This is a genomic window from Herbaspirillum sp. SJZ107 (assembly GCF_006715485.1).
GTDB lineage: Bacteria > Pseudomonadota > Gammaproteobacteria > Burkholderiales > Burkholderiaceae_D > Telluria.
On record NZ_VFNH01000001.1, the window covers coordinates 601009 to 626545 of the forward strand.

General features: G+C 66.2%; 22 protein-coding genes. 6 read left to right on the forward strand and 16 right to left on the reverse strand.

Annotation, left to right across the window (positions count from 1 at the left end):
* Positions 1 to 260 precede the first annotated feature (260 nt).
* The gene (locus FBX97_RS02685; RefSeq protein ID WP_141828699.1) at positions 261 to 1199 is read left to right on the forward strand and encodes an exopolyphosphatase; all 939 of its coding nucleotides are present in this window, start codon (positions 261 to 263) and stop codon (positions 1197 to 1199) included.
* Positions 1200 to 1255: 56 nt separating this feature from the next.
* The gene (udk, locus tag FBX97_RS02690) at positions 1256 to 1897 is read left to right on the forward strand and encodes a uridine kinase (protein WP_141828700.1); all 642 of its coding nucleotides are present in this window, start codon (positions 1256 to 1258) and stop codon (positions 1895 to 1897) included.
* Positions 1898 to 1907: 10 nt separating this feature from the next.
* Here the strand turns inward: udk and FBX97_RS02695 are convergent, their stop codons facing one another.
* From FBX97_RS02695 to FBX97_RS02705, 3 genes are all read right to left on the reverse strand, one after another.
* Positions 1908 to 4307 (reverse strand): EAL domain-containing protein, encoded by a 2400-nt coding sequence (locus FBX97_RS02695; RefSeq protein WP_141828701.1) that lies wholly within the window; start codon positions 4305 to 4307, stop codon positions 1908 to 1910.
* A gap of 142 nt (positions 4308 to 4449) precedes the next feature.
* Entirely contained in the window at positions 4450 to 5715 is a 1266-nt protein-coding gene (locus FBX97_RS02700) for a nitronate monooxygenase (protein WP_141828702.1), read from the reverse strand.
* Between the two features lie 211 nt (positions 5716 to 5926).
* On the reverse strand, positions 5927 to 6412 hold the full coding sequence (locus FBX97_RS02705) for a YajQ family cyclic di-GMP-binding protein (RefSeq protein ID WP_141828703.1): 486 nt from the start codon (positions 6410 to 6412) through the stop codon (positions 5927 to 5929).
* Between the two features lie 114 nt (positions 6413 to 6526).
* Between FBX97_RS02705 and murB the strand changes: the two genes are divergently transcribed.
* Positions 6527 to 7546 (forward strand): UDP-N-acetylmuramate dehydrogenase, encoded by a 1020-nt coding sequence (murB, locus tag FBX97_RS02710; RefSeq protein ID WP_141828704.1) that lies wholly within the window; start codon positions 6527 to 6529, stop codon positions 7544 to 7546.
* Positions 7547 to 7569: 23 nt separating this feature from the next.
* On the opposite strand, the gene FBX97_RS02715 is transcribed toward murB, so the two are convergent.
* From FBX97_RS02715 to FBX97_RS02750, 8 genes are all read right to left on the reverse strand, one after another.
* The gene (locus FBX97_RS02715) at positions 7570 to 8088 is read right to left on the reverse strand and encodes a response regulator (protein ID WP_141828705.1); all 519 of its coding nucleotides are present in this window, start codon (positions 8086 to 8088) and stop codon (positions 7570 to 7572) included.
* A 32-nt stretch (positions 8089 to 8120) separates the two neighbouring features.
* The gene (cheB, locus tag FBX97_RS02720) at positions 8121 to 9143 is read right to left on the reverse strand and encodes a chemotaxis-specific protein-glutamate methyltransferase CheB (protein WP_141828706.1); all 1023 of its coding nucleotides are present in this window, start codon (positions 9141 to 9143) and stop codon (positions 8121 to 8123) included.
* Positions 9140 to 11416: a hybrid sensor histidine kinase/response regulator gene (locus FBX97_RS02725; RefSeq protein ID WP_141828707.1), complete on the reverse strand. Its 2277-nt coding sequence runs from the start codon at positions 11414 to 11416 to the stop codon at positions 9140 to 9142. Before FBX97_RS02725 ends, cheB begins: the two co-directional genes overlap by 4 nt.
* Positions 11413 to 12051, reverse strand: coding sequence for a chemotaxis protein CheW (locus FBX97_RS02730; RefSeq protein WP_141828708.1), 639 nt, complete (start codon positions 12049 to 12051; stop codon positions 11413 to 11415). The genes FBX97_RS02725 and FBX97_RS02730 overlap by 4 nt, the downstream gene beginning before the upstream one ends.
* Positions 12048 to 13388 (reverse strand): protein-glutamate O-methyltransferase CheR, encoded by a 1341-nt coding sequence (locus tag FBX97_RS02735; protein WP_141828709.1) that lies wholly within the window; start codon positions 13386 to 13388, stop codon positions 12048 to 12050. The genes FBX97_RS02730 and FBX97_RS02735 overlap by 4 nt, the downstream gene beginning before the upstream one ends.
* On the reverse strand, positions 13385 to 13840 hold the full coding sequence (locus tag FBX97_RS02740) for a chemotaxis protein CheW (RefSeq protein WP_141828710.1): 456 nt from the start codon (positions 13838 to 13840) through the stop codon (positions 13385 to 13387). The genes FBX97_RS02735 and FBX97_RS02740 overlap by 4 nt, the downstream gene beginning before the upstream one ends.
* A 27-nt stretch (positions 13841 to 13867) precedes the next feature.
* Positions 13868 to 15682, reverse strand: a complete 1815-nt coding sequence (locus FBX97_RS02745) for a methyl-accepting chemotaxis protein (protein ID WP_141828711.1) — start codon at positions 15680 to 15682, stop codon at positions 13868 to 13870.
* Positions 15683 to 15783: 101 nt separating this feature from the next.
* Complete coding sequence (locus FBX97_RS02750) at positions 15784 to 16152, reverse strand: YkgJ family cysteine cluster protein (RefSeq protein ID WP_255517264.1); 369 nt, start codon at positions 16150 to 16152, stop codon at positions 15784 to 15786.
* 139 nt (positions 16153 to 16291) lie between these two features.
* Between FBX97_RS02750 and FBX97_RS02755 the strand changes: the two genes are divergently transcribed.
* Positions 16292 to 18655 (forward strand): catecholate siderophore receptor Fiu, encoded by a 2364-nt coding sequence (locus FBX97_RS02755; RefSeq protein WP_141828712.1) that lies wholly within the window; start codon positions 16292 to 16294, stop codon positions 18653 to 18655.
* Between the two features lie 282 nt (positions 18656 to 18937).
* Positions 18938 to 19822: a hypothetical protein gene (locus FBX97_RS02760; protein WP_141828713.1), complete on the forward strand. Its 885-nt coding sequence runs from the start codon at positions 18938 to 18940 to the stop codon at positions 19820 to 19822.
* A 166-nt stretch (positions 19823 to 19988) separates the two neighbouring features.
* On the opposite strand, the gene FBX97_RS02765 is transcribed toward FBX97_RS02760, so the two are convergent.
* From FBX97_RS02765 to FBX97_RS02785, 5 genes are all read right to left on the reverse strand, one after another.
* Complete coding sequence (locus FBX97_RS02765) at positions 19989 to 21221, reverse strand: argininosuccinate synthase (protein ID WP_141828714.1); 1233 nt, start codon at positions 21219 to 21221, stop codon at positions 19989 to 19991.
* A gap of 83 nt (positions 21222 to 21304) precedes the next feature.
* Positions 21305 to 22231, reverse strand: coding sequence for an ornithine carbamoyltransferase (gene argF, locus FBX97_RS02770; protein ID WP_141828715.1), 927 nt, complete (start codon positions 22229 to 22231; stop codon positions 21305 to 21307).
* Between the two features lie 104 nt (positions 22232 to 22335).
* On the reverse strand, positions 22336 to 23241 hold the full coding sequence (rsgA, locus tag FBX97_RS02775) for a ribosome small subunit-dependent GTPase A (protein WP_141828716.1): 906 nt from the start codon (positions 23239 to 23241) through the stop codon (positions 22336 to 22338).
* The gene (locus FBX97_RS02780) at positions 23238 to 23570 is read right to left on the reverse strand and encodes a 4a-hydroxytetrahydrobiopterin dehydratase (protein WP_141828717.1); all 333 of its coding nucleotides are present in this window, start codon (positions 23568 to 23570) and stop codon (positions 23238 to 23240) included. Before FBX97_RS02780 ends, rsgA begins: the two co-directional genes overlap by 4 nt.
* A complete protein-coding gene (locus FBX97_RS02785; protein WP_141828718.1) occupies positions 23567 to 24838 on the reverse strand; it encodes a M48 family metallopeptidase in 1272 nt (423 codons plus the stop codon). The genes FBX97_RS02780 and FBX97_RS02785 overlap by 4 nt, the downstream gene beginning before the upstream one ends.
* A 54-nt stretch (positions 24839 to 24892) precedes the next feature.
* Here FBX97_RS02785 and orn point away from each other — a divergent pair, with 54 nt between their 5' ends.
* Positions 24893 to 25468 carry an oligoribonuclease gene (gene orn / locus FBX97_RS02790; RefSeq protein ID WP_141828719.1) on the forward strand — a complete coding sequence of 192 codons (576 nt, stop codon included), beginning with the start codon at positions 24893 to 24895 and terminating at the stop codon, positions 25466 to 25468.
* Positions 25469 to 25537: the final 69 nt, after the last annotated feature.

Here is a 25537-nt window from a genome sequence, read left to right on the forward strand (position 1 = left end):
AACTATTATTCTTGATAGAGCGCTAATGGACTGTGCCGGCGAGTGTACTGCCTGGCCGGCCTCCGGCGGCGAAATGCCGGCCGCATCCACGCCTGCTGTTGGGATGTTACAACTGTAATTTGCGGGCCGCCCCAGTGCCAGCGCTTTGCGACAGCCCGCAGGATAAGGTGCCTGGACTGCAATCCTTCACCAAAAACTGTCATTTGGAAATATTGCACGGTATGATGATTCGGTCTCCACTGCCATGAAAGGGTGTGCCGATGTCTGCCGTTCCGCAACGCTACCGCCTTGTAACCCGCAGCGACTTCGACGGCCTGGTCTGCGCCGTCCTGCTCAAGCACCTGGACCTGATCGACGACATCCTGTTCGTCCATCCGAAGGACATGCAGGACGGGAAGATCGCGATCAGTGCGCGCGACATCACGACCAACCTGCCGTACGTGGCGGGCGCGCACCTGGCCTTCGACCACCACCTGTCGGAAACCGTCCGCAACAGCGGCCGCCGCGACAACCACGTGATCGACCCCAGGGCGCCGTCGGCGGCGCGCGTGGTGTACGACCACTACGGCGGCACGCGCGCCTTCCCGGCCGCCTGGCGTGACATGATGGCGGCGGTCGACAAGGGCGACGCCGCCCGGTTTACCCAGGAAGAAGTGCTCGACCCCAAGGGCTGGAACCTGCTGAACTTCCTGATGGATGCGCGCACCGGCCTCGGCCGCTTCCACGAATTCCGCATCTCGAACTACCAGCTGATGATGGACCTGATCGATTACTGCCGCAACCACGGCATCGAGCAGATCATGGCACTGCCGGACGTGCGCGAGCGGGTGACGCTGTATGAACAGCACAACGAACTGTGCAAGCAGCAGATCCGGCGCTGCGCCAAGGTGCATGCCAACCTGGTCGTGCTCGACCTGCGCGAGGAAAAGGTGATCTATGCCGGCAACCGCTTCCTGATCTATGCGCTGTTCCCGGAAACCAATATCTCGATCCACGTGCTGTGGGGCCTGAAGAACCAGAACACCGTGTTCGCCACCGGCAAGTCGATCCTGAACCGCAGCTCCAGGACCAACATCGGCATGCTGATGCTGGAATACGGTGGCGGCGGCCACGAAAATGCGGGCACCTGCCAGGTGTCGAACGACATGGCCGAGGACGTTCTGGGGGCGCTCGTCAAGCGCATCACCAGCGAAGGCTGACAACGGAAGCGACGCCGGCCCTGTCCGTTCCGCCGCCGCTCCGGTATCATGCGGGGATGAATCAACATTCCTTTGTTCCCTTTGTGATCGGGGTCGCCGGCGGCAGCGGCAGCGGCAAGTCGACCGTGACCCAGCAGGTGCTGGCGTCCTTCGGTACCGAGATGGTGTCGGTCGTGATGCAGGACGACTACTACCGCGACCAGACCGACCTCAGCCTTGATGAACGCCGTAAGCAGAACTACGACCATCCGCAAGCCTTCGACTGGCCGCTGCTGGTGCAGCACGTCCACGCCTTGCGCAATGGCGAAGCCATCGAGATGCCGGAGTACGACTTCACGATCAGCAACCGCTCGGGCAAGACCATCCCGGTCAAGCCGGCGCCGGTGATCGTGATCGAGGGCCTGTTCGCCCTGTACGACGCCGACTTGCGCAAGATGATGTCGCTCAAGATTTTCGTCGACACCGCGCCCGACGTCCGCTTCATCCGCCGCTTGCAGCGCGATGTGGCCGAGCGCGGCCGCACGATGGAAAGCATCGTCAACCAGTACATGAACACGGTGCGCCCGATGCACAAGCAGTTCATCGAGCCGACCAAGCGCCACGCCGACGTGATCCTGCCGCACGGCGCCAACGGCCCGGCGGTCGACGTGATCACCACCAAGGTCGCGAGCGTCATCGGGCAGCTCAAACGCTCCTGACCCCGGCGCGCTAGGCCAGCTGGCGTTCCTGCAATAGCCGCTGCGCGGCCTCGGGCGGTAGCGGTTCGCTGAACCAGATCCCCTGCAGCTGGTCGCAGCCGAGCGCGGTCAGGAATTCCATCTGCGGCTGCGTTTCCACCGCTTCGCCGACCACCTGCATGTTGAGGTTGTGCCCGATGTCGACCAGGCTCTTGGCGATCGCGCCACCGGCGTCAAGCGCGGAGTGCGCGGTGCCGCGCGCCAGCTTGACCTGGGTCGCCGCCAGCTGTTCCAGGTAGCCGAGGTCGCACAGCCCGGCGCCGAAGCCATCCACCGACAAGCCGATGCCCAGTTCGCGCAACTGCTCGGCCAGTTCGCGGCCGAGCGTCGGATTGCGGATCAGGCCCTCGATGCGCAGGTCCAGCTGCAGGCTGCCCGGCGCCAGCCGGTGGCGCGCCATGCGCTCGGCCAGGCCGGCCACGAAGCCGGGCTGGCTGTATTCGCGATAGGACACATTGACCGTCACCGGCACGTTGCCGAAGCCGATGGCGGCGAGCTGGCCGGCAAAGGCGCTGGCCTGGTCGAGCACGCGCCGGCCGATCTCGACGATGGCGCCGCTTTCCTCGGCCTCAGCCAGGAAATGTCCGGGCGGCAGCACCCCATGCTCGGGATGGCGCCAGCGCAGCAGCGCCTCGAAGCCCGTCATGCGGCCAGAGTGGGTGGCCACGCGCGGCTGGTACAGCAGGAACAGTTCGTCGCGCTCGATGGCTTCGTGCAGTTCGCTCTCGATCTTGCGCTTGGCCTCGGTACTGGCCTTCATATTGCTGGAGAAGAAATTCACGTCGTTATGCCCATTACCCTTGCCGTGGTACATGGCGACGTCGGCGGCGCGTACCAGTTCCGCCGCGGTATTGCCGTCATGCGGATACAGCGACACGCCGACGCTGGCGCCGACCGGGATTTCGTGGCCGCCGAAGGCGACCGGGATCGCGAAGCTGCGGCGCAGGCGCTCGACCATGCGCAGCGTGAAGCGCAGCGACGGCTGGTTGGTCAGCACCAGCACGAATTCGTCGCCCGACATGCGCGCCACCGTGTCGCTGTCGCGCACCGAGGCCAGCAGGCGGCGCGCGACCACCTTCAGCACCACGTCGCCGGCCTCGTGGCCGAAGGTGTCGTTGATTGCCTTGAAGTCGTTGAGATCGATCAGCACGGTGGCCACCAGCGATTTCTGGCGCCCGGCCAGGTGCAGCGCCTGCTCCAGCCGGTCCCACATCAGGTTGCGGTTGGCTAGGCCGGTCAGCGCGTCGTGGTTGACTTCGTGCTCGAGGCGGGCGGTGCGCTGCTTGAGCGCGGTCACGTCGTTGATGACGCCGATGAAATGGCTGACCGCCCCATGCTCGTCCTGCACCGGCGTGATGTTCAGGTCGTTCCAGAACAGCTCGCCATTCTTGCGCAGGTTGCGCAGCACCACGTTGACGCTGGTGCGGCGGGCGATGGCGTCGCGCAGCATGGCGCGCTCGTTGTCGTCCATGCCCGGCGCCGCCATGAAGCGCGGGTCGAGGCCGATGACCTCGTCGGCCGGGTAGCCGGTGATGCGCTCGAAGGCCGGGTTGACGTAGTCGATCAGGTTGTCGGCCCCCGGCTCGCTGCTGCTGCGGGTGATGAGGATGCCGTTGCTGGCTGCGTGCAGGGCGCGCTCGCGCAGGCGCAGGTGGGTTTCGCGCGCGCGCCGCTCGGTGATGTCGATGCCGAGGCCGAACAGGTAATCCTTGCCGTCGCAGCGGATGCGGCTGCCGCGCAGCAGGAAGGGCGTTTCCTTGCCGCTCTTGGAAACGTACTCGACTTCGAGCTGGAGCTCTTCGCCGTGCTCGAACACGCGCCGCATCCCGTCCGCGAACTGGGCGCGTTGCGGCAGGTCGACCAGGTCGACCGCACGCGTGGCGGCGAGTTCGTCGGGCATGAGCGCCAGCATGCGCTCCATGTTGTGGTTCCACAGCACGAAGCGGCCGTCGCGGTTGATCGCGAAGAAGGTGCCGGGAAACAGGTCGACCACCGAGGATAGCGGCGTGCGCGCGACGCGCTCCGCTTCGGTCGCATCGTCCAGCGTGAATTGCTGTGCAAGGACCGCCACCGTGTGCCCGACCAGGCCGCCGCCGGCATCGAATTGCGGCACCAGCGCCAGGCTGGCCAGCAGGATGCGTCCATGCGCGGCGTACAGGTCGACGGCGAGCTCGCGTTCACAGGCCTGGGCACCGTGGAGGGCATCCTGCCATTCGGCCTGGCCGGCGGCGAGCAGCAGGGTGGCCGGACGGCCGAGGGCGGCACCGGACGCCAGCCCGAACAGCTGGATACAGCCGGTATTCCAGCCGGCGATGGTTCCTCTCGCGTCCACCAGGAAAGTGGCCCTTATCGGGTGCTCGAACTCGGACATGCGGCGTCTCCCGACACAAGGTCAACCACCGTTGGACAGTGGAGCGGGCAATTCGTTCCATCAGGAATGGGACGATGAAAAGAAAACGGCGCGGACATCCGCGCCGTCATCTTGCCCCCCGCTTTCGCGGAGCAAGGCGAAATCAGGCTGCTGCTTCCTGCCGCGGCGGCAGCGCGATCTGGTTGTCGACGCTGAACTGGTAATCCTTGAACACGTGCTCGGCGGACAGGATCTGGTAATTACCGTCGGCCAGCTTGTGGGTGGTGTCCTTCAGGCGGTAGGTGGTCGAACCGCAGGTCCAGCAGTTGAAGTTGCGCATGTGGGTGCACAGGCAGGTCTTGTCGAACACCTGCACGTTCTTCTGGTCCGGATTGGCCTGCACTTCGCGGTTGTATGAATTGATGTAGGCGCAATTGCCGGTCGCATCCAGCAGATAGCCGTAGGATTCGCAGCCCGGACGGATGCCGGAGCCGATCGCCGGGGTCTGCTTCAGCATGCGCATCGGGTAGCCGGTCGGCGACACGCCGTTGACGATGATGTCGTCCTCGGTGGCGCGGATGTATTCCTGCTTGACGCTGTCCGGCAGGCCGCATTCGTGGGTCATGGTGAAGCGGGTCGCCACCTGCACGCCGCCGGCGCCTTTTTCCAGGAAGCTGACGGCATCGGAACCGGTGAAGATGCCGCCGGCCGCGATCAATGGGATGTCCAGGTTTTCCGCCTTCATGTACGCGTGGATCTCGTCCATGATGGTATGCAGGTCGTATTCTTTCCAGTCCTCGATGCCGAAGCCGAGGTGGCCGCCGGCCAGCGGGCCTTCGACGATGATGTAGTCGGGATTGCGGTTCAGGCGCGACACCTTGCGCAGGAACAGCTGCAGCGCGCGCACCGAGGACACGATGATGCCCAGCTTGGCCTCGCGGAAGCGCGGGTGGTCCTTGATCAGCTCGAACGAACCGAGGTGCAGGCCGGCCGACATGGTGATGCCGTCGATGCCCGCGTCCAGCGCCGCCGACAGGCGGGTGCGCAGGGTTTCCTTCGGCGCGTTCATGGTCAGCTTTTCCATGCAGTTCACGAAGATCAGGCCATCGCCTTTTTTCGCGGCCATGGTGGCGCCGACGTGCAGGCGGGTCGCCTCGGCCAGGCGCTCGAGGTCGAACTGGACCACCGATTTGTCGGAATTGTTGATGTTGAACTTGTAGAGCTTGGTCTTTTCCTTGACGAAGCTGGTGTCGAACTTGCGGTCCGAGACATCCTGCACCATCGCATCGGAAATGTGTCCGATACCGCCGAGGCGCGCCGCTTCCAGCGCCAGCTCGGACGTCGAGATGTCCACGCCCATTCCGCCGATCATGATGGGCACATATTCCTTGTTGCCCAGACGCAGGCGGAAATCATCAACTCGTTTCATTGCTATCCTTAGACTACCAATCACTGTTTATCGCAGAGCAACGTCGCTATATGACGTATTTGCGCACCCTCCATTTTACCGCAAGGAGAGGAGGGGGCCGAGCACCATTTACCGAACGGTCGTGCGATCCGGCGTGCAAGCGTGCCACTACATCGCCCCTGCGCTGGAGGGATAGCTGCGCTATCCCTCCAGCGCAGGGGCGATGGTCGGCTTAATCCCGGAAGTTGTTGAAGGCCAGCGGCAAGTCCTTGACGTCCTTGCGCAGCAGGGCGATCGCTTCCTGCAGGATGTCGCGGTCCTTGCCGGTGACGCGCACGGTGTCGCCCTGGATCGAGGCCTGCACCTTCATCTTGCTTTCCTTGATCAGCTTGGTGATCTTTTTGCCGTCCTCGGTCTCGATGCCGTTGCGTACCTTCAGCACCTGCTTGACCTTGTCGCCGCCGATCTTCTCGATCTTGCCTTCGTCCAGGAAGCGGACGTCGACCTTGCGCTTGGTCATCTTGCTCAACAGGACGTCCTTGACCTGGGCGATCTGGAAATCCGAATCGCCGTACAGGGTGATTTCCTTGTCCTTCTGCTCGACCTTGGCCGAGGTGCCCTTGAAGTCGAAGCGGGTTTCGATTTCCTTGCTGGATTGATCGACGGCGTTCTTGACCTCGACCATGTCTGCTTCGCAGACCACGTCAAATGATGGCATTGTGTTTTCCTTTTCTTATGCTTGGGAAGAATGGCGGTATTGTAGCGGACATGACATGCGGCTTCCATCGGGCTGTGCCGCTATATAATCGGCACAAATTACTCGATCCCCGCCATGTCCGACCTGTCCCTGTCCACCGACGTTTCCCTGCAAGCCTTCAATACCTTCCGCATCGACGCGCGTGCGCGGCGCTACCTGCGCATCACCGACCCCGTGCAATTGACCCAGCTCGCCGCCGACCCGGCGCTGGCCGTGCTGCCGCGCCTGGTGCTGGGCGGCGGCAGCAACCTGCTGCTGACGCGCGACGTCGACGCGCTGGTGCTGCACATGGGCCTGCTCGGCAAGGCCATCGTCGGCCAGGACGAGGCGGTGACGCTGGTGCGGGCCCAGGCCGGCGAGAACTGGCACGGCCTGGTCGAATGGACGCTGGCGCAGGGCCTGGGCGGCCTGGAGAACCTGGCGCTGATCCCGGGCACGGTGGGCGCCTCGCCGATCCAGAACATCGGCGCCTACGGGGCCGAGATCAAGGATGTGTTCCACGCCTTGACCGTGTTCGACTTTGCCACCGGCAGCACGCGCACGATGACGGCGGCGGACTGCCGCTTCGGCTACCGCGACAGCGTGTTCAAGCACGCCGAGGGCCGCGACCTGGTGGTGCTGGACGTGACCTTCGCGCTGCCGCGCGCGTGGACCCCGAACCTGCGCTACGCCGAGCTGGCCCAGGCACTGGAAGGCAGCGCCGACCCGACCCCGCGCCAGGTCGGCGATGCCGTGATCGCGATCCGGCGCCGCAAGCTGCCCGACCCGGCGGAGATCGGCAATGCCGGCAGCTTCTTCAAGAATCCGGTGGTGTCGGGCGCACAGTGCGCGCAGCTGCTGCAGGCCTGGCCGAACCTGGTGCACCATCGCCAGCCCGACGGCAGCGAGAAGCTGGCGGCCGGCTGGCTGATCGACCAGTGCGGCTGGAAAGGGAAGAGCCTGGGCCGCGCCGGGGTCTACCCGAAGCAGGCGCTGGTGCTGGTGAATAACGGCGGCGCGAGCGGCGCGGAAGTGATGGCGCTGGCGCGGGCGATCCAGCAGGATGTGCGGGCGCGCTTCGGGGTCGAGCTGGAGCCGGAGCCGGTTACCGTTTGAAATCCACCACTGGCGGGGCCGGCTCAGGCCCCGCGCAGCGCCGCCAGCTCCGCCTTCACCTGCGCCAGTTCGGCCTGGACACCGGCCAGCTTGGTCTGGCAGGCCTCGCACTTCAAGCCCTTGATGTAGCCGCTGGAGTGGTGGCGGATGCGCGCCACCAGTTCCAGCTGGTCGGGCAGCTTGACCAGGTAGTCGTTGGCGCCGACCGCGAAGCCGTGGGCCTTGAGCTTGGGTTCGTCCTTGGTGGTAAGCACGATCACCGGCACTTCGCGCAGCACGGGGTCGGCACGGTATTCCTGGATCAGGTCGAAGCCGTCGACGCCGGGCATCACCAGGTCCTGCAGGATCACGGTCGGGCGCAGCGCCTGGGCGCCGGCCAGCGCCGCATGCGGGTCGGTGACGTAGTGGTATTCGATGTCCGGATGGCTGGCGAGCATGCGCCGGACGGCTTCGACGATGATGAGCTGGTCGTCGACCAGCAGGACACGCACTTTGTACTCGGCGCTCGTTGGTTCGGCGGGGTGCGGGCTGGCTGCGGACATGTGTGGTTCTGAACTGGAAACGGAGTGTTGATTCACGCGAAACCCGACATTCTACCCAACAACATCTGGCTGATGCTGTCGAGCGATAAAATCTTTTCGGCGGCACCCAGTTCGGCGGCAGCCTTGGGCATGCCGTACACGGCACTGCTGGCTTCGTCCTGGGCGATGGTGGTTTTGCCCGACCGGCGCAATGCCAGCAGGCCGTTGGCGCCGTCGCGGCCCATGCCGGTAAGCAGGATGCCGGTGGCGGCGCGCTCCCAGTGCAGTGCGACTGAGCCGAAGAACACGTCGATCGAAGGGCGGTAGATCTCGTCGCGCGGATGGCTATCGTAGCAGAAGCGGCCGCCTGGCGTGATGTACAGGTGGTCATTGGTGCGCGCCAGCTGGACCACGCCGGGCTCGGGCGCCTCGCCGCCGGCGATGGCGCGCACCGGCACGGGGATCTGGTCGCCCAGCCATTTCGCCATCTGGTCGGCAAACGCGGCGTCGATGTGCTGGACCACCACCACCGCGGTATCCGCCGGCGGCTGCCAGCGCGACAGCAGCCTGGCCAGCGCCATCGGGCCGCCGGTCGAGGCGCCGATCGCGACCAGGTGCTTGACGGCGTCGCCGCCGGCCGCGGCCGAAGCCGGACCGTCAGCGCCTCCGCCGATGATGGTCCGGCCGCCTCCAATTAATTTGCCGATGGTGCGGATCTTGGCCAGCAGCGCCGCTTCGCCGCCGGGCTGGCCCAGCAGCACCGGCGTCGCGGTGACGTCGAGGGCGCCGGCGCCGAGCGCACGGAACACCGCGTTGACGTTGTCCTGCGGCGCCGCCGTCACCACCAGGATCGCGCACGGCGCGCGCTGCATGATCTGGCGGGTGGCTTCGATGCCGTCGAGTTCCGGCATGTTCAGGTCCATCAGCACCAGGTCGGGCGGCAGGTCGGTGCACAGGCGCACCGCGTCCAGGCCGTTGCGGGCGATCCAGGCCACCCGGTGCGCGCTGTTCGAGCTGACCACGCGCCGCAGCGCCTCGGCCGCGGTCGGGCTGTCGTTGGCGATGCCGATTCTCATGCTGTCCCCCGATGGTAGGCCGGGCCGATCAGGTCGAGCACCGCTTCCAGCAGGGTGGCGTCGTGGAAGCTGCCCTTGGCCAGGTAATAGTCGGCGCCGGCCTCCATGCCGCGCGCGCGGTCTTCCGGCCGGTCCTTGTACGACACGATCATCACCGGCAGGCGCTGCAGGCGCGGGTCGTGGCGGATGCGCTCGAGCAGGCCGATGCCGTCCAGGCGCGGCATGTCGATGTCGGTGATCACCAGGTCGTACTCGCCGGCGCGCAGGTTGTTCCAGCCGTCGATGCCGTCCAGCGCCACCTCGACCCGGTAGCCGTGGCCGGCCAGCAGCTTGCGCTGCATCTCGCGCACCGTCAGCGAATCGTCGACCACCAGCACCCGGCGCACCGACCCCGCCTCGGCCGCGCGCGCCGGCTGCAGGCTGGCACCCTGGTCGAGCAGGCGCCCGATCGAGACCAGCAGGTCGGGCACGTCGATGATCAGCACCGGCGCGCCGTCTTCCAGCAGGGCGCCGGCGGCGATGTCGCGCAGCTTGCCGAACACCGGTTCGAGCGGCTGCACGGTCAGGCTCTGCTCGCCGACGATGTCGTCCACCACCAGCCCGTAGCGTTCGGCCCCGGCGCCGACCACGACCACCGACAGGGTGTCGTCGCGCGTGCCCGCCGCATCGTCCAGCTCCAGCACCTGGCTGGCCGCCACCAGGCCGAGGTGGACGCCGTCCAGGTCGACGTACTCGCGGCCGGACAGGGTGCGCGCCTCGCTGCGCTGCAGGCGCAGCACGTGTTCGACGCGCGTGATCGGCATCGCATACGCCTCGCCGGCCACCTCCACCACCAGCGCGCGCATCACCGACTGGGTCAGCGGCAGCGTGATCAGGGTGCGGAAACCGGCGCCGGGCGTCGACTCGGCGCGCACGGTGCCGTTCTGGCGCCGTACCGCTTCGTGCACCACGTCCATGCCGACCCCGCGCCCGGAAATGGCGTTGGGCGTCTCCTTCAGCGAAAAGCCGGGCAGGAACAGGAATTCCATCAGCTCGTCGAGGCTGAGTTCGGCCGCGATGGCCGGCGTGGCAGTGCGCCGCGCGGCGGCCTGGCGGATGCGTTCCGGATCGACGCCGCGGCCGTCGTCGCGCACTTCCATCACCAGCATGCCGCCGCGGTGGCGCGCGCTCAGGACGATGGTGCCGGTGGCCGGCTTGCCGGCGGCGCTGCGCTCGGCCGGCGTTTCCAGGCCGTGGTCGATGGCATTCCTCAATAACTGGTTCAGCGGCGCTTCCATGCGCGCCAGCACGGCGCGCTCGACCAGCGTGGCGCTGCCCTCGATCACCAGCTGCGCATCCTTGCCCAGGCTGCGCCCGAGGTCGCGCACCATGCGCGGCAAGCCGTGCACGCCGTCGCCGAAGCGGCACATGCGCAGCGCCAGCACTTCGTCGGCCAGGCGCGCCGACACGTTGGAGGCCTGGCGCTCGTAGTTCTCGGCGTCGCGGATCGAGCGCAGCAGGAACCCGGGCAGCGGCTGCACGCGGTCGCGCAACGCCAGCGCCAGTTCCAGCAGGCGCGGGTCGTTGGCGGCCACGATCGCCTCGTGCAGCTGTTCCAGCGCCCCCAGCACGCTCCTCTGCTGGCGCTTGTAGCGCTGCATGGAATCGAGCCACGGGCGCAGCTGGCCGGCGTGCACGCGGGCCTGGCTGGCCAGCGTCAGCAGTTCGTCGCTGGCAGCCACCAGCGCGGAGGCAGGGACGGGCGCGGCCTCCGCACCCGCGGACGGCTTGTCCGCCGGTGCGGCCGCTGCAGCCGGCGCTTCGGGCTGCGGCAGCGCTGCAGGACCGGGTGCCGCGGCGACAGGCGCAGGAGCGGCGGGCGCAGCGGCTGGCCGGGCCAGCAGCGCCGCCAGCGCATCGATGCGCGCCTGCACCGCCGCATCGGTGCCGGCGTCGTCGTCGGCGCCGGCCAGGCGCTGCATCAGGTCGACGCTGTCGAGCAGGGTATCGGCGGCGCCGGCGTCGACCGTCGTCCGGCCCTGCTGGGCGGCCACGAACACGTCCTCCATCGCATGCGCCAGGCCGACCACCGCCTGGCGGTCGACGATGGCGGCAGCGCCCTTGATCGAGTGGGCGGCGCGCATCATCGCTTCCAGCAGCACCGGATCGGCGGCGCCGCGCTCGAGCTGCAGCAGGCCGTCGGTCAGCACGCGCGCCTGCTCCCCGGCCTCCATGCGGAACAGGTCGAGCATCGAGAAGCTGCTCAGGTCACCGCCCATGTGGTCCAGGCTCATCGCAGCAATCCTTTCAGCGCCGTCATCAGCCGGCCGGCGTCGAGCAGGCCGGCGGCGCCGCTGCCCGCCACGCCATTGTCCCCTGCAGCGCGCACCGCATCCGCCAGCACGCCGCTGACCAGCGGCGGCGGTGCGCGCCCGACCGTGGCCGCCGGCGGCAGCAGGGCGGCGCCGGCGTAGCGCACCACCCCCTGCACCTCGTCCACCGGCAGCGCAAATGCGCCTGCGCTGCGCCCGGTGCCCCGTTGCGGGCCGGATTCGGCCAGCACCAGCAGGCGCGCAAAGGCGTGGCGTCCGGCCGGCACGGCGGCGCCGGCGTCGATCTCGAGCAGGCGCGCCAGCGACACCGCCGGCAACAGCCTGCCGCCGGCGGCGACGATGCCGAGCAGCGGCCCGCCGCCGCCCCGGTGCGGCAGGCGGTGCACCGGGGCGACCGGCGCCACCGAGGCTGCCAGTGCCAGCGGCACCGCCAGCCATTCGGCGCCTACCCGGAACACCATCGCCGCGGCATCGGTGCTGCCCGCGCCGCTGGCCGGACGCGCCAGTTCGCGCGCCCAATCCTCGCCGTAGTCCGCATCGACCGGACGCGACAGGCTGTTGCGGATGGTGCCGCTGCCGGGTTTCAGGGCGCTCATGCGGTTCCACCCCCGCGGCGTGCGTAGATGCGCGCGGCGCGCTGGCGGAAGCCGGCGCCGGTGGCGGCATCGCCCAGGCCTTCGTGCAGCAGCGCCAGGCTGCACAGGGCTTCGTAATGGTCGGGCGCGAGGTAGACGCAGCGGCGCCAGCTGGTGTCGGCCGCGTGCGGGCGCGCGGCGCTGGCCTGCACGGTCCCCAGCAGGAACCAGGCGTCGGCGCTGTCGGGCGCGATGTCGAGCAGGGCGCGGCAGGCGGCTTCGGCCTGCTGCAGGCGGCCGGCGTCGGCCAGGCTGCGCGCCTGGGCCAGCAGGTCGTCGGGCGCCGGCGGCGGCACCGGCGGCCGCGCGGGTGGCGTCAGTGGCGCCGATGGCGCCGGCGTGGCGGCCGCCGGCCGGTGCGGCGGCATGGGCAGCGGCGCGGCACGCGCACGGCGGCGCAGCGGCGGCAGGTCGGCCAGCGCCGCCATGGCGGCCGCCGGCTGGGCCGGTCCGATCCGCTTGCGCAGGACGAAACCCGTATGTGCCGGCACGAATCCGTTGGCGCAGAACGAGGGCGCCTCGGCGTGGCCGGACAGCAGCAGGCCGTCGTCGGCCAGCACATTGGCGACAGCCTGGGCGGCGCGGGTGCGCGTGGGCGCGTCGAAATAAATCAGCAGGTTGCGGCAGAACACCAGGTCGTAGGGTGGCAGGACGCCGGCCGCCGGGACGCCGGCCGCCGGGACGCCGGCCGCCGGGACGCCGGCCGCCGGGACGCCGGCCGGCAAGCCGGTGCGGTCGCCCATCGCCAGCAGGTTGCCCTGGCTGAAGCCGACGTAGGCGCGCAGCGCGTCGTCGACCAGGTAGTCGTCGCCCTGGCGCGTGAACCAGCGCTCGCGGAAGGTCAGGTCGGCGCCGCGGAAGGCATTGCGGGTAAAGCGTCCGCTGCGCGCCCGGGCGATCGCAGCCTGCGACAGGTCGACCGCGTCGATGCGGCAGCGGCTGGCGGGAATCCCGGCCTGCGCCAGCACCAGCGCCATCGAATACGGTTCTTCGCCGCCGGCGCACGGCACCGACAGGATGCGCACGGGGCGCTGCGGCCGGGCCGCCAGGCGCTGCTGCACGAAGCGCAGCGCTTCGGTGAACACGGCCGGATCGCGCAGCATCCAGGATTCCGGCACCACCAGCTGGTCGACCAGTGCCTCGAACTCGGGCGTGCCGGGGAGCGGCGCGTAATCCTCGGGCGCCGGCAGGGCACGCTGGCCGCCGGGGCCGGCGGCATCGCGCAGCGCCCGCTCCAGGTCGGCGTCGGTCGGCATCAGGCCGGTGCTGGCGTGCAGCGTGTCGCGCAGGCGGTTCATGCGGCCGCTCCCTCGCTGCCGAACAGCAGCGCCGCCACCTCGGGCGCCAGCAGCCGCGCCGGCTCGATCAGTTGCAGCATGCCGCCGGCGGCGCTGCGGGCCACGGCGCCGAGCCAGGGCGCCGCCAGCACGCCGGGGTCGAGCGGGGCCTCGAGCAGCGTTTCGACGCCGGTCACGCGCTCGGCCCGCAGCCCGAGGCGCCGGGTGGCGCCGGCGGCCGGCAGGTCGACCAGCAGGATGCGGGTGTCGTAGCGCACGGTCTCGGCCGGGCTGCCGCCCAGGCGCGACAGGTCGATCACCGGCACCGGCTCGCCGTGCAGGTCGAGCAGGCCGGCCACGTAGTCCGGTGCACCGGGCAGCGCCTTCAGGCGCGCGGCCGGCAGCACCCGCAGCACGGCGGCCAGCGGCAGCGCATAGCGTTCGGGACCGATGTGGAAGACCAGCACGTTCATGGGTGGACCGGTGCGTCGCTGCGGCGCTTACAGGTTGACCGCGAAGCTGGCCACCGACTGCTGCAGGTCGCCGGCGGCGTACTGCAGCTGGTGCACGGCTTCGCTGGTCGCCTTGAGCGAATCGACGGTCTGCTGGCTGGCGTCGGACAGCTGCGTCATGGTTTCCGTGATCTGCGACGCGCCCACCGCCTGCGACTGCATCCCCTGCAGCACCAGGTCGAAGCGCGGCGCCAGCTTGCGCACCTGGTCGGTCATGCCGGACAGCTGTTCGGCCACGCGGCGCGCCTCGCCCACGCTGCGGCGGATCTCCTCGGCAAACTTGTCCATGCCCATGACGCTGGCCGAGACCGCCGACTGCATCTCCTTCAGCATCTGCTCGATGTCCCAGGTCGAGACCGAGGTCTGGTCGGCCAGGCGCCGGATCTCGCTGGCCACGACGGCAAAGCCGCGGCCTGCCTCGCCTGCCTTTTCGGCTTCGATCGCGGCATTCAGCGACAGGATGTTGGTCTGGTCCGCCACCTTGGTGATGGTGGTCAGCACGCCATTGATGTTGCTGGCCTTTTCCGACAGGGCCGCCAGCTTGGCGCCGATCGAATCGGTGGCCGCGACCATCTGCTGCATGGTCTGGTCCATGCGCTTCAGGTTGTCCTGGGCATCGACGGTGGCATTGGTGGTGTAGTCGGCGACTTCGGTCGCTTCTTCCATCGTGCGCAGCAGTTGCGCCGTATTGGCCGAGATCTCGCGCGTGGTCGACAGCACTTCGACGCTGGTCTGGGCCTGCTCGACGCCGGTCGCTTCCTGCTGGCGCGCGGAGGCGGCGATCTGGGTGGCCGAGGTGGTGACCTGGATGCCGGCGCGCTGTACGTTGTTGATCAGGCTGCGCAGGTTGCCCAGCATCGTGGCCAGGCCTTCGCCGAGGCGGCCGATGGCGTCGCCGCCGCGGATGGCGATGTCGCCGGTGAGGTCGCCGCGCGCGGCGCGCGACACCACGTCCAGCAGCGCGTCGACCTTGGCGCGCAGCTCCTTGCTGGCCGCGAGTTCCTTGGCCTGGCTGTCCTCGATCGCCTGCGCCATGCGGTTGAATTCGAGCGCCACCTGGCCCAGCTCATCCTTCGACATCACCTCGGCACGCGAACCCTGCACGCCGGCGCCGAGCTGGCGCGCTGCCGTGCTCAGGCTGGCCAGCGGGCTCGATACCGTGCGCACCAGCAGGGTGCCGATCACGATCGCCAGCAGCACGCAGGCGACGCCGCCGCCGCCGAGCACGCGGACCATGGCTTGCTTGAGGGCCTCGGTTTCCTGCTGGCGCTGGGCCAGCAGGCGGTTTTCCTCGGCTTCAACCTGTTCCAGCAGGCGCCGTACCGTGGCCATCGCTGTGCTGCCCGCTATCACCGTGGTGTCGACCTGGCCCGCGACCGCGGTCAGTCCGGCCGCGCCGGTACGCCGCCGCGTGGCGATCTGCGGGTGCACCGAATTCGTCATCCAGTTTTCGAGGATCGGCGTGAGTTGCTGCAGGCGTCCCTGCTGGGCGTTGTTGTCGCGCGTGAGTTCGATTGCGCGCTGCAGGTGCTGGCGCGCGCGCGCGTGTTCGGCCTCGACCGTCGCCAGCAAGCCATCGTTCCCGGTCAGCAGGTAGCCGCGGACCGAGGCCTGGACCTGCAGCATCGAGGTCGCGATCTTGTCGGTTTCCAGCAAGACCTCGAGCGTATGGCGGTCCCAGTCGCGCGCTTCCTGCAAGCGGGAAAAATTGTTATAGGCGAAGCCCAACAGCAACAGAATGATGGCGACGATGGCACCGAAGCCGATGCTCAGTTTGCTCTTGAGGCTCAGGTTGGAAAGCATGCATGCTCCGTGTAGCAAGGAATCTTCGCAAATGTAACATTTTGGCGACGCGCACGGCTGCCTAACCGTTCATTAACGCAATAAAAATCTGTATTGCATGCCTAAACGGGTGTTTTCAAGGCTGCCAGGCCATGGCGGCTGCGCGCCCGGATGCATTTATCGTCGCCCGGCTGCACCTCGCGGCAGGGCTCGGGGCGCTGAAGATAGACACTGCAGGCCACCGGTCCGCCGACCGCGCCGTGCAGGGCGGCGCAGCGTGGCTGCCGGCTGTTGGTGCCGGCCATGCAGGCATGGAAGGGACCGAGCTGCTCGGTCAGCGCGGCCGGCAAGCCCCGCGCTTCCGCCTCGGCCCAGTAAAAGGAGACGCGGAAGCTCATGCAGCAGGCGCCGCAGGCCAGGCAGGGATTGCCGCCATGATCGTCGATGCCGCTCATACCGTCACGCACGCGTCCGCCCGGGAAGACCCTCATGGTAGCGCAGGGCGGGACAAGCCGCCAAGGTTTTGATCATGAACGCAAATGATAATGATTCGCGTTTACATATGGCGAAATCCTTGCTAGAGTCCGTGGCGTTCCAATAACTATTCCAAAACGACATCATCCAGACCACATGAAAACTTCCAGGCACATCACCCATCGCAAACATGCCGTTGCCGGTACCGCGTTCGCCATGCTGCTGCCGCTCGCCGCCCACGCGGACGACGCCGGCACGGCCGCTGCCGCCGCAGCCGACGGCGAGCGCCACCAGAAGGTGCACATCGTCGGCGAGCGCGACAACGCGCTGAAGGCCGACCGCGCGGCCTCGCCCAAGTACACCGAGGCGCTGGTCGACACGCCGCAGACCGTGGTCGTCATCAAGAAAGAGCTGTTCCAGCAGCAGGGCGCCACCACGCTGACCGAAGCGCTGCAGAACACGCCGGGCGTCGGCACCTTCTTCCTGGGAGAAAACGGCAATACCAACACCGGCGACGCCATCTACATGCGCGGCTTCGACAGCTCGGGAAGCATCTTCGTGGACGGCGTGCGCGACATCGGCTCGATCTCGCGCGACATCTTCAACATCGAGCAGATCGACGTGCTCAAGGGCCCGGCCGGCACCGATACCGGGCGCGGTGCGCCGACCGGCTCGGTCAACCTGAGCACCAAGCAGCCGCTGCTGCGCCGCTTCGGCAATGTCAGCGTGAATGCCGGCAGCGCCGACCGCCTGCGCGCCACGGCCGACCTGAACACGGTGCTCGACCACCGGCGCGGCATCGCCTTGCGCCTGAACGTACTCGACCAGGACAACGGCAACCCGGCCCGCGACGAAGTCAAGGCCAGGCGCTGGGGCGTGGCGCCTTCGCTCGCGTTCGGCCTGAACAGCCCGTCCCGGCTCTACCTCGACTACCTGCACGTCAAGCAGGACAACCTGCCGGACGGCGGCGTGCCGACGGTCGGCCTGCCGGGCTACACCAACCCGACCGTTCCGAGCGCCACGGCGGTCAACCCGCCGCCGGTCCGGCACGAACTGGACAAGCCGGCGCCGGTGGATCCGCAAAACTTCTATGGCAACAGGGCCGACTTCGATCGTGTCAAGGCCGACATGTTCACCGCCATCGCCGACCACGAATTCAGTCCGCGCATGCGGGTGCGGAACACCACCCGCTACGGCAAGACGAAGCAGTTCTACCTGCTGAGCGCCTTCATGAGCAGCGGCGCCAACGTCATCACCCGGGAAGCGCCGATTGCGCCGGCGACGGTCCGCTATCCGGGCGTGCGGGCGGACGATCCGTCAACATGGCTGCTGCTGCGCGGTAACCGTACCATCAAGGACCAGGAAAACACGGTGCTGGCCAACCAGACCGTGCTGACCACCGAATTCGACACCGGCCTGCTGCGCCACACGCTGGTCAGCGGTCTCGACCTGAGCAACGAGAAACAGGTCAACTACAGCTACGTCAACAACCTCGCCAATCCCGCCCTCGGCAACCTGGGCGTGCTGCCGCCGGCCAATCTCTACAACCCGGACCCCGGGATCGCGCCTGCCAGCCTGAAGCTGGTGCGCAGCGGCGCCCGCAACCAGGGCGAGGTGAGCACCGAGTCCGCCTATTTGCTGGATACGATCAGGCTGGGCGACAAGTGGCTGTTCGGGGCCTCGCTGCGCATCGACCACTTCGACGTCAGCTACGATGCGCTGCCGGCCACGGGGACCACGACTGCGGCGACCCACCTGGAGCTGAGCGACAGCGTCACCAGCGGCAAGGTCTCGCTGCTGTACAAGCCGACCGATTTCAGCAGCGTGTATGCGCTGTGGGCCAATGCCAAGCAGCCGCCGGGCTCGAACCTGACCCTGAGCGGCAACGCCAACAGCGCGGCCAACCCGATCTACGACCCACAGGTGAGCACCACCACCGAGGTCGGTACCAAGTGGGACCTGCTGCACCGCAGGCTGGGCCTGAACGCGGCACTGTTCCGCACCGTCGTCAGGAACGAGGTCGAGCAGGACCCGGTGAACCCGACCACCTATTACCAGACCGGCCGCAAGCGCGTGCAGGGCGTGGAATTGAGCGCGGTCGGCCAGCTCACGCGCGACTGGTCGCTCAGCGCCGGCTACAGCTGGATGGACACCAGCGTCGAGCAGGGCAGGGTGATCACGGCGGGCGGGGAAAATGCGCTGACCTATACGCCGAAGACGGCCTTCACCAGCTGGACCAATTACACCTTCCCGTTCGGCCTGCGCATCGGCGGCGGCGTGCGCTATTCGGGCCGCCTGCTGCGCGGTAGCGATGGGGCGGTGGGCACGCCGGCGTACACGGACGATTACTGGGTGGTCGATGCGGTGGCCGCATACAAAGTGGCGCGCTGGCTGGACCTGCAGCTGAACGTGTACAACCTGGGGGACAAGCGCTATGTGGCGGCGATCAACAAGAGCGGCTACCGGTATACGCCGGGGGCGCCGCGGTGGGCGAGTTTGACGGCGAACTTCCACTTCTAAGTCAGCCTCAAGACGGACACTAAAAAAGCCGTTGGCCATCGGTCAGCGGTTTTTGCATTCAATACCTTCCAGTCGGGTCCGCCGCGTTCATGGCAGCGAAAGTCTGCTCGTGATAATTGGCGAGTTTCAAACCATTGTTTTAAGGCAAACTACACGCACTCAAAATCTTCACCCGCTGCGGTGTGAAAAGCAGGGGGCGCTACGTCAGCACCGCCTGCTTGAATTCACACGCGCATTTGTACAGCGCGTAATTATTTCTTCGATGGTGCTTGGAGGGTCTCAATGAAGAACGTTCTCGTTTTCCTGATTCTGGCATTGAGCAGCGTGTTTCACATGGCCGCCGCAATAGAACCATCGGTCGTTGTGGTTACGACAGAGGAGGCACTTGTCTATCGGGTGAGCGCCGACCAGGTCGAGCTGAAGGAGCGACTTCCCCGTAAGGACGCTCCCGGCAAGACGCAGCAGGACCAGGCACTTGAGGAATTAGCCGATCGCAGGCGGTTGGCAGCCGCTTATGTGGCCAATTTCCTGGATTGCGGTCAAGATGTCAGCACCACAGCGTCATTGAAGGAATGGGTCCAACAGGAAACCGCGTCGACGGCCAAGGTGGATGGACGGATCCGCAATTTGGTGGCAAAGCGGGTTAGTGAGACCTACATCATGGTCTCACACCGGGGAGGAGAGGGGGCGGTAGTGCTTGACCTTGAAACTGGGCGCAGGTTGCCTGGTTCACCTTGTGGTGCTGCAGTCAAATTCGTCCGGATTTCGCCCGGCGGACACCGTCTCGCAATTGCTGCTGAAGAGTTAAAGAAAATCACATTCTACGGCGGAAAAGAGAACCTCTCTTGGGGATCGCCTGAATCGTCAGGACACTTCATACAACTTCATCAGCTTCGTGCGACAAGCAATCCCATAAGAACTTCAACGATCACGGAAACGCCGCTTGACCTTTTGTTGCCGGATGAGGGGAATTGGTGGGTTCTTGTGGCCAAGTACAGCTTCAAGTGGTGGAATCCGGCGAACTGGCTTTATGCGGCTGGCGGACACGTAACGAGAGGTGCTGAACTATCCATGTTGACTTACGCGTCTTCCGCGCAGTTGTTGGGTAGCCGTCACGTTGTCTCGGGAGTAGAGCTTGGTGCTGGACGTCTCGTTGCGTCGGAATGAGCAGTCGGCCGAGCCGCGCAAATGGCGTGCGGAGCAACGGGGATGCTACTGGCGTTGTGGTTACCATCCGAGCCGTTGGTGCGCCCGCAGTAATGATGGGCGAGTACCAAAAGAAAAGCCGCTGGCCCTTCCGGTCCAGCGGCTTTTACCGTTCAGCGCCCGGGAATTACTGCCCGCGCTTGGCCCGCGCCTTGGCCGCGATCCGCATGCGCAGCGCATTCAGCTTGATGAAGCCGCCCGCATCCGCCTGGTTGTAGGCGCCGCCGTCTTCGTCGAAGGTCGCGATGTTCATGTCGAACAGCGAATCGGTCTTCGAATCGCGCGACACCACGATCACGTTGCCCTTGTACAGCTTGATGCGGACCCAGCCATTGACAGATTTCTGGGTGTGGTCGATCAGCGTCTGCAGCGCGACACGTTCCGGTGCCCACCAGTAGCCGTTATAAATCAAGGAAGCGTAGCGCGGCATCAAATCGTCCTTCAGGTGCGCCACTTCGCGGTCCAGCGTGATCGATTCGATCGCGCGGTGGGCGCGCAGCATGATGGTGCCGCCCGGGGTTTCGTAGCAGCCGCGCGATTTCATGCCGACGTAGCGGTTTTCCACCAGGTCGAGGCGGCCGATGCCGTGCTTGCCGCCCAGGCGGTTCAGCTCGGTCAGCACCTGGGCCGGGGTCATTTTCTGGCCATTGAGGCCGACGATGTCGCCGTGTTCGTATTCGATGTCGAGGTACTCGGCCTGGTCCGGCGCCTGTTCCGGCGACACGGTCCAGCGCCACATCGATTCCTCGGCTTCCGCGCTCGGGTTTTCCAGGTGGCGGCCTTCGAAGGAGATGTGCAGCAGGTTGGCGTCCATCGAGTAGGGTGCGCCGCCATTCTTGTGCTTCATGTCGATCTCGATGCCGGCGTCTTCCGCGTACTTCAGCAGTTTTTCACGCGACAGCAGGTCCCATTCGCGCCACGGAGCGATGATCTTGACGTCGGGCTTCAGGGCGTAGGCGCCGAGTTCGAAGCGCACCTGGTCGTTGCCCTTGCCGGTGGCGCCGTGCGACACCGCGTCGGCGCCGGTTTCGTTGGCGATCTCGATCAGGCGCTTGGCGATCAGCGGACGCGCGATCGAGGTACCCAGCAGGTACTCGCCTTCGTAGACGGTATTCGCGCGGAACATCGGGAACACGAAGTCGCGCACGAATTCTTCGCGCACGTCGTCGATGTAGATGTTTTCCGGCTTGATGCCGAACTTGATCGCCTTGGCACGCGCCGGCTCCAGCTCTTCGCCCTGGCCGAGGTCGGCGGTGAAGGTGACGATTTCGCAGTTGTAGTGATCCTGCAGCCATTTGAGGATGACCGAGGTGTCGAGGCCGCCGGAGTAGGCGAGGACTACTTTTTTAATGTCGCTCATGGGGTTCCAGTGTTTTGGAGGGGGATGTGATGGTCAGCCGGCCCGTGCGGGCCGACGATCAAGCTAAAGCGTGATGATAAAACTTATTTGTCTTCGATGCGACCGAGGAGAAGATATTCGATCAGCGCCTTCTGCACGTGCAGGCGGTTCTCGGCTTCGTCCCAGACCACCGATTGCGGGCCGTCGATGACCTCGGCCGCCACTTCCTCGCCGCGGTGCGCGGGCAGGCAGTGCATGAACAGCGCGTCGGGCGTGGCGCGCGCCATCTTGGCGCCGTCGACGATGAAGCCGTCGAAGGCCTTCAGGCGCTCGGCGTTTTCCTTCTCGTAGCCCATGCTGGTCCAGACGTCGGTGGTGACCAGGTCGGCACCGGCACAGGCATCCGACGGGTTCTCGAAGACCGTGTAGTTGGTCGTCCTGACCATGGCCGGGTCGATGTCGTAGCCCTTCGGCGTCGACACGTTCAGGTGGAAGCCGAAGACTTCGGCCGCCTGCAGCCACGAGTACAGCATGTTGTTGGCGTCGCCGATCCAGGCCACCGTCTTGCCGGCGATCGAGCCGCGGTGTTCGTAATAGGTGAACACGTCGGCCAGCACCTGGCAGGGGTGGTGCTCGTTGGTGAGGCCGTTGATCACCGGGACCCGCGAGTGCGCCGCGAAGCGCTCGATGATGTCCTGGCCGAAGGTGCGCACCATGATGATGTCGCACATGCGGCTCATGACCTGGCCCGCATCCTCGACCGGCTCGCCGCGGCCCAGCTGGCTGTCGCGGGTGTTCAGGTAGATCGCGGCGCCGCCCAGCTGGTGCATGCCGGCTTCAAAACTCAGGCGCGTGCGGGTCGAGCTCTTTTCGAACACCATGACCAGCGTGCGGTCGACCAGCGGGTGGTACACCTCGTAGGCCTTGAACTTGCGCTTGATGACCTTGGCGCGTTCGATCACGTACTCGAATTCGTCGCGGGTGAAATCGGAGAACTGCAGGAAGTGCTTGATGGGAGTCTGGCCAGCCATAGTCTGTCGAAGTTGCGTGTCGGAGATGCGGTGATCTCCTGAATTATAAGCGGTATCGCTTGTGTTTCAGAAAATAAAAGTTCGGCGTGTCAGCACAGGCGCTTTCAATACAGCGTCTGCGCCGACTCATGCAGCAACTGCCCGTACAGCTCATGCCGCATCTTGCTGATCTTGCCCGCGGCCACTGCGTCCAGGATCGCGCACTGCGGCTCGGCCAGGTGGCGGCAATTGTAGTACTTGCAGCCGCCCAGGTAGGGCTTGAAGTCGACGAAGGCGCGTTCCAGCATGCCTTCGCTCAGGTGGTACAGGCCGAATTCCTGGAAGCCGGGCGAATCGATGATGGTGCCGTCGCCGCCCGGCAGCTTGTACAGGCGCGTGAAGGTGGTGGTGTGCTTGCCGGTATCCAGCGCTTCCGAGATTTCGCGCACGGCGATGTCGGCGTCCGGAATCAGGAGGTTGACGATGGTCGACTTGCCCATGCCGGACTGGCCGATCAGGATCGAGGAATGGCCTGCCAAGAGCGGCAGCAGGGTGGCCACCGTGCCTGCCGGGTCGGACTTGGCCGAGACTTCGTGCAGCGGGTAACCCATGCTAGTGTACAGCGCCGCGCGTTCGCGCGCACGTGCCAGGCCTTCCTGCACGTCGACCTTGTTCAGGATCAGGTGGGCCTCGATGCCGGCCGCCTCGCAGGCGACCAGCGCGCGCGACACCAGGTCGTCGGTGAAGCCCGGCTCGGTGGCGATGACGATGAACAGGCGCGAGATATTGGCCGCCAGCAGTTTCGATTTGTACTGGTCCGAGCGGTACAGCAGGGTGGTGCGCTCGGCGATCTTTTCGATCACGGCCTGGTCGGGCGAGGTGCGCTTCAGGTGGACGATGTCGCCGACCGCCACGTTGGTCTTCTTGCCGCGCGTGACGCATTGCAGAAACTGGTGCTGGCCGTCGGCCTTGACGTCGGCCAGGTAATGGCGGCCGTGGGCCGCGACGATGGTGCCTTGCAGGTCGCTCATGCGCTCGCCCGTTCCGTATAGATGGCGTCGGCCTTGGCCGCGCAGATGAAGTCGTTTTCGCTGATGCGGTTGCCGGCCGAGTGCGTGGTGAAGGCGACGCCGCAGTGGCGGTAGCTGACCAGCAATTGCGGATGGTGGTCCTGCCGGTGGATCATCCAGGCCAGCGCGTTCACGAAGGCGATGGTCTCGTGGTAGTCGCGGAAGGCGTAGTCGCGCTGCAGGTGGTCGTCCTCGACATGCCATGCGGGGACCTGCGGCAGCAGGGCCGAGATGGCAGCCTCGTCCAGGGCCGGTGCGCCGTGGCTGCAGTGTCTGGCGAGCAGCTTCATGCGGCCCCCGCCATCTGGTTCTGCAGATGCTGGACCCGCACCCAGGCCGTCGGATGCGAATCGTAGAAGGCCGAGTGCAGCGGGTCCGGCGTCAGCGTCGAGGCGTTGTCTTCGTACATCTTGACCAGGGCCGAGACCAGGTCGCGCGCGTCGCTGTGCTGCGCGGCGAAGGCGTCGGCTTCGAATTCGTGCTTGCGCGACGTAAACGAGCCGAGCGGGGCGAACGGGAACAGGAACACCGGCAGCACCAGCATGAACAGCAGCAGGGCCATGGCGTCGTTGGAACCGTTCAGCAGCGGCATCACGCCCAGGCCGGTATAGAACCATTCCTGGTCCTTCAGGTAGCCGAGCAGCGCGAGGAACACCAGCGACAGCGCGAACATCACGGCGATGCGCTTGACGATGTGCTTGAGCTTGAAGTGGCCCAGTTCGTGCGCCAGCACGGCCTCGACTTCCTGCGGCGCCAGGCGCTCGATCAGGGTGTCGAAGAACACGATGCGCTTGTTGGCGCCGAAGCCGGAGAAATAGGCGTTGCCGTGGCTTGACCTCTTGCTGCCGTCCATCACGAACAGGCCCTTGGAGGCGAAGCCGGTACGCGCCATCAGGCCTTCGATCCGGGCTTTCAGGCTGTCGTCGGCCAGCGGCGAGAATTTATTGAACAGCGGCGCGATGACGGTCGGGTACAGCACCATCATCAGCAGCTGGAAACCGCTCCACACCAGCCAGGCATACAACCACCACAGCGCGCCGGTTTTTTCCATCAGGGTGAGCACGACCCAGACCAGCGGCAGGCCGATGGTGGCGCCGACCAGCGCGCTCTTCACCATGTCGCTCAGCCACAGCTTGACACGCATCTTGTTGAAGCCGAAGCGCTGCTCGAGCACGAACTGGCGGTAGTAATCGAAGGGCAGGTCGAGCACGCCGGACACGACGGCAAAGGCGACGACCAGGCCGATCTGGTGCGCCATGCCGGGTCCGAACAAGTGCAGCGACAGGGTGGACAGCGCCTGCAGGCCGCCCAGCAGCGTGAAGCCGATCAGCACCAGGCCGCTCCACAGCGCGTGGAACAGGCCGAAGCGGGTGCGGGCGACCGTGTAGTCGGCGGCCTTGCGGTGGGCCTCGAGCGGGATCTTGGCGGCGAATTCGGCCGGCACGTGCTCGCGGTGACCGAGCACGTGGCGGGTATGCCGGCTGGCCAGCCAGTAGCGCAGGACCAGGGTCAGCATGAAGAAAAAGACGAACAAAACCGAAAACGCGAATGAAACCATTCTATGCCTGTGAGAAAATCCTGTTTTTAGGATTACCGATTCAAAGAGAGAATTATGTCACAACCCACCACCCCGGCAGCCAATGCCCGCCCCAACGAGTTCAACCTGGTCTGGCTCGACATGGAAATGACCGGCCTCGATCCGGACAACGACCGCATCATCGAAGTGGCCGTCGTGGTCACCGACCCGGACCTGAACGTGATCGCCGAAGGCCCGGTGTTCGCCATCCACCAGAGCGACGAGACGCTGGACAAGATGGACAACTGGAACAAGGGCACGCACGGCAAGTCGGGCCTGATCGACCGCGTCAAGGCCTCGACCGTGACCGAAGCCCAGGCCGAGCAGGAACTGATCGCCTTCCTCAAGCAATACGTGCCGGCCAACAAATCGCCGATGTGCGGCAACTCGATCTGCCAGGACCGCCGCTTCATGGCGCGCGGCATGCCGAAGCTGGAAGCCTTCTTCCACTACCGTAACCTGGACGTGTCGACGCTGAAGGAACTGTGCCGCCGCTGGAAGCCGGAACTGGCGTCGGGCTTCAAGAAGGCGCAGAAGCACACCGCGCTGGCCGACATCGTCGAGTCGATCGAAGAGCTGCGTTACTACCGCGAGCACTTCATTAAGCTGTAATAAGTAAAACTGCAAGAACATGTCGTGAAAAGTGTCAAAAGACAACACTTTTCACGACACGATGTTGCA

Excerpts from the sequence above, each read along its gene's own strand:
- FBX97_RS02685 (WP_141828699.1), top strand. The coding sequence starts at position 261 with ATGTCTGCCGTTCCGCAACGCTACCGCCTTGTAACCCGCAGCGACTTC.
- udk (WP_141828700.1), top strand. The coding sequence starts at position 1,256 with ATGAATCAACATTCCTTTGTTCCCTTTGTGATCGGGGTCGCCGGCGGC.
- FBX97_RS02695 (WP_141828701.1), bottom strand. The coding sequence starts at position 4,307 with ATGTCCGAGTTCGAGCACCCGATAAGGGCCACTTTCCTGGTGGACGCG.
- FBX97_RS02700 (WP_141828702.1), bottom strand. The coding sequence starts at position 5,715 with ATGAAACGAGTTGATGATTTCCGCCTGCGTCTGGGCAACAAGGAATAT.
- FBX97_RS02705 (WP_141828703.1), bottom strand. The coding sequence starts at position 6,412 with ATGCCATCATTTGACGTGGTCTGCGAAGCAGACATGGTCGAGGTCAAG.
- murB (WP_141828704.1), top strand. The coding sequence starts at position 6,527 with ATGTCCGACCTGTCCCTGTCCACCGACGTTTCCCTGCAAGCCTTCAAT.
- FBX97_RS02715 (WP_141828705.1), bottom strand. The coding sequence starts at position 8,088 with ATGTCCGCAGCCAGCCCGCACCCCGCCGAACCAACGAGCGCCGAGTAC.
- cheB (WP_141828706.1), bottom strand. The coding sequence starts at position 9,143 with ATGAGAATCGGCATCGCCAACGACAGCCCGACCGCGGCCGAGGCGCTG.
- FBX97_RS02725 (WP_141828707.1), bottom strand. The coding sequence starts at position 11,416 with ATGAGCCTGGACCACATGGGCGGTGACCTGAGCAGCTTCTCGATGCTC.
- FBX97_RS02730 (WP_141828708.1), bottom strand. The coding sequence starts at position 12,051 with ATGAGCGCCCTGAAACCCGGCAGCGGCACCATCCGCAACAGCCTGTCG.
- FBX97_RS02735 (WP_141828709.1), bottom strand. The coding sequence starts at position 13,388 with ATGAACCGCCTGCGCGACACGCTGCACGCCAGCACCGGCCTGATGCCG.
- FBX97_RS02740 (WP_141828710.1), bottom strand. The coding sequence starts at position 13,840 with ATGAACGTGCTGGTCTTCCACATCGGTCCCGAACGCTATGCGCTGCCG.
- FBX97_RS02745 (WP_141828711.1), bottom strand. The coding sequence starts at position 15,682 with ATGCTTTCCAACCTGAGCCTCAAGAGCAAACTGAGCATCGGCTTCGGT.
- FBX97_RS02750 (WP_255517264.1), bottom strand. The coding sequence starts at position 16,152 with ATGAGGGTCTTCCCGGGCGGACGCGTGCGTGACGGTATGAGCGGCATC.
- FBX97_RS02755 (WP_141828712.1), top strand. The coding sequence starts at position 16,292 with ATGAAAACTTCCAGGCACATCACCCATCGCAAACATGCCGTTGCCGGT.
- FBX97_RS02760 (WP_141828713.1), top strand. The coding sequence starts at position 18,938 with ATGAAGAACGTTCTCGTTTTCCTGATTCTGGCATTGAGCAGCGTGTTT.
- FBX97_RS02765 (WP_141828714.1), bottom strand. The coding sequence starts at position 21,221 with ATGAGCGACATTAAAAAAGTAGTCCTCGCCTACTCCGGCGGCCTCGAC.
- argF (WP_141828715.1), bottom strand. The coding sequence starts at position 22,231 with ATGGCTGGCCAGACTCCCATCAAGCACTTCCTGCAGTTCTCCGATTTC.
- rsgA (WP_141828716.1), bottom strand. The coding sequence starts at position 23,241 with ATGAGCGACCTGCAAGGCACCATCGTCGCGGCCCACGGCCGCCATTAC.
- FBX97_RS02780 (WP_141828717.1), bottom strand. The coding sequence starts at position 23,570 with ATGAAGCTGCTCGCCAGACACTGCAGCCACGGCGCACCGGCCCTGGAC.
- FBX97_RS02785 (WP_141828718.1), bottom strand. The coding sequence starts at position 24,838 with ATGGTTTCATTCGCGTTTTCGGTTTTGTTCGTCTTTTTCTTCATGCTG.
- orn (WP_141828719.1), top strand. The coding sequence starts at position 24,893 with ATGTCACAACCCACCACCCCGGCAGCCAATGCCCGCCCCAACGAGTTC.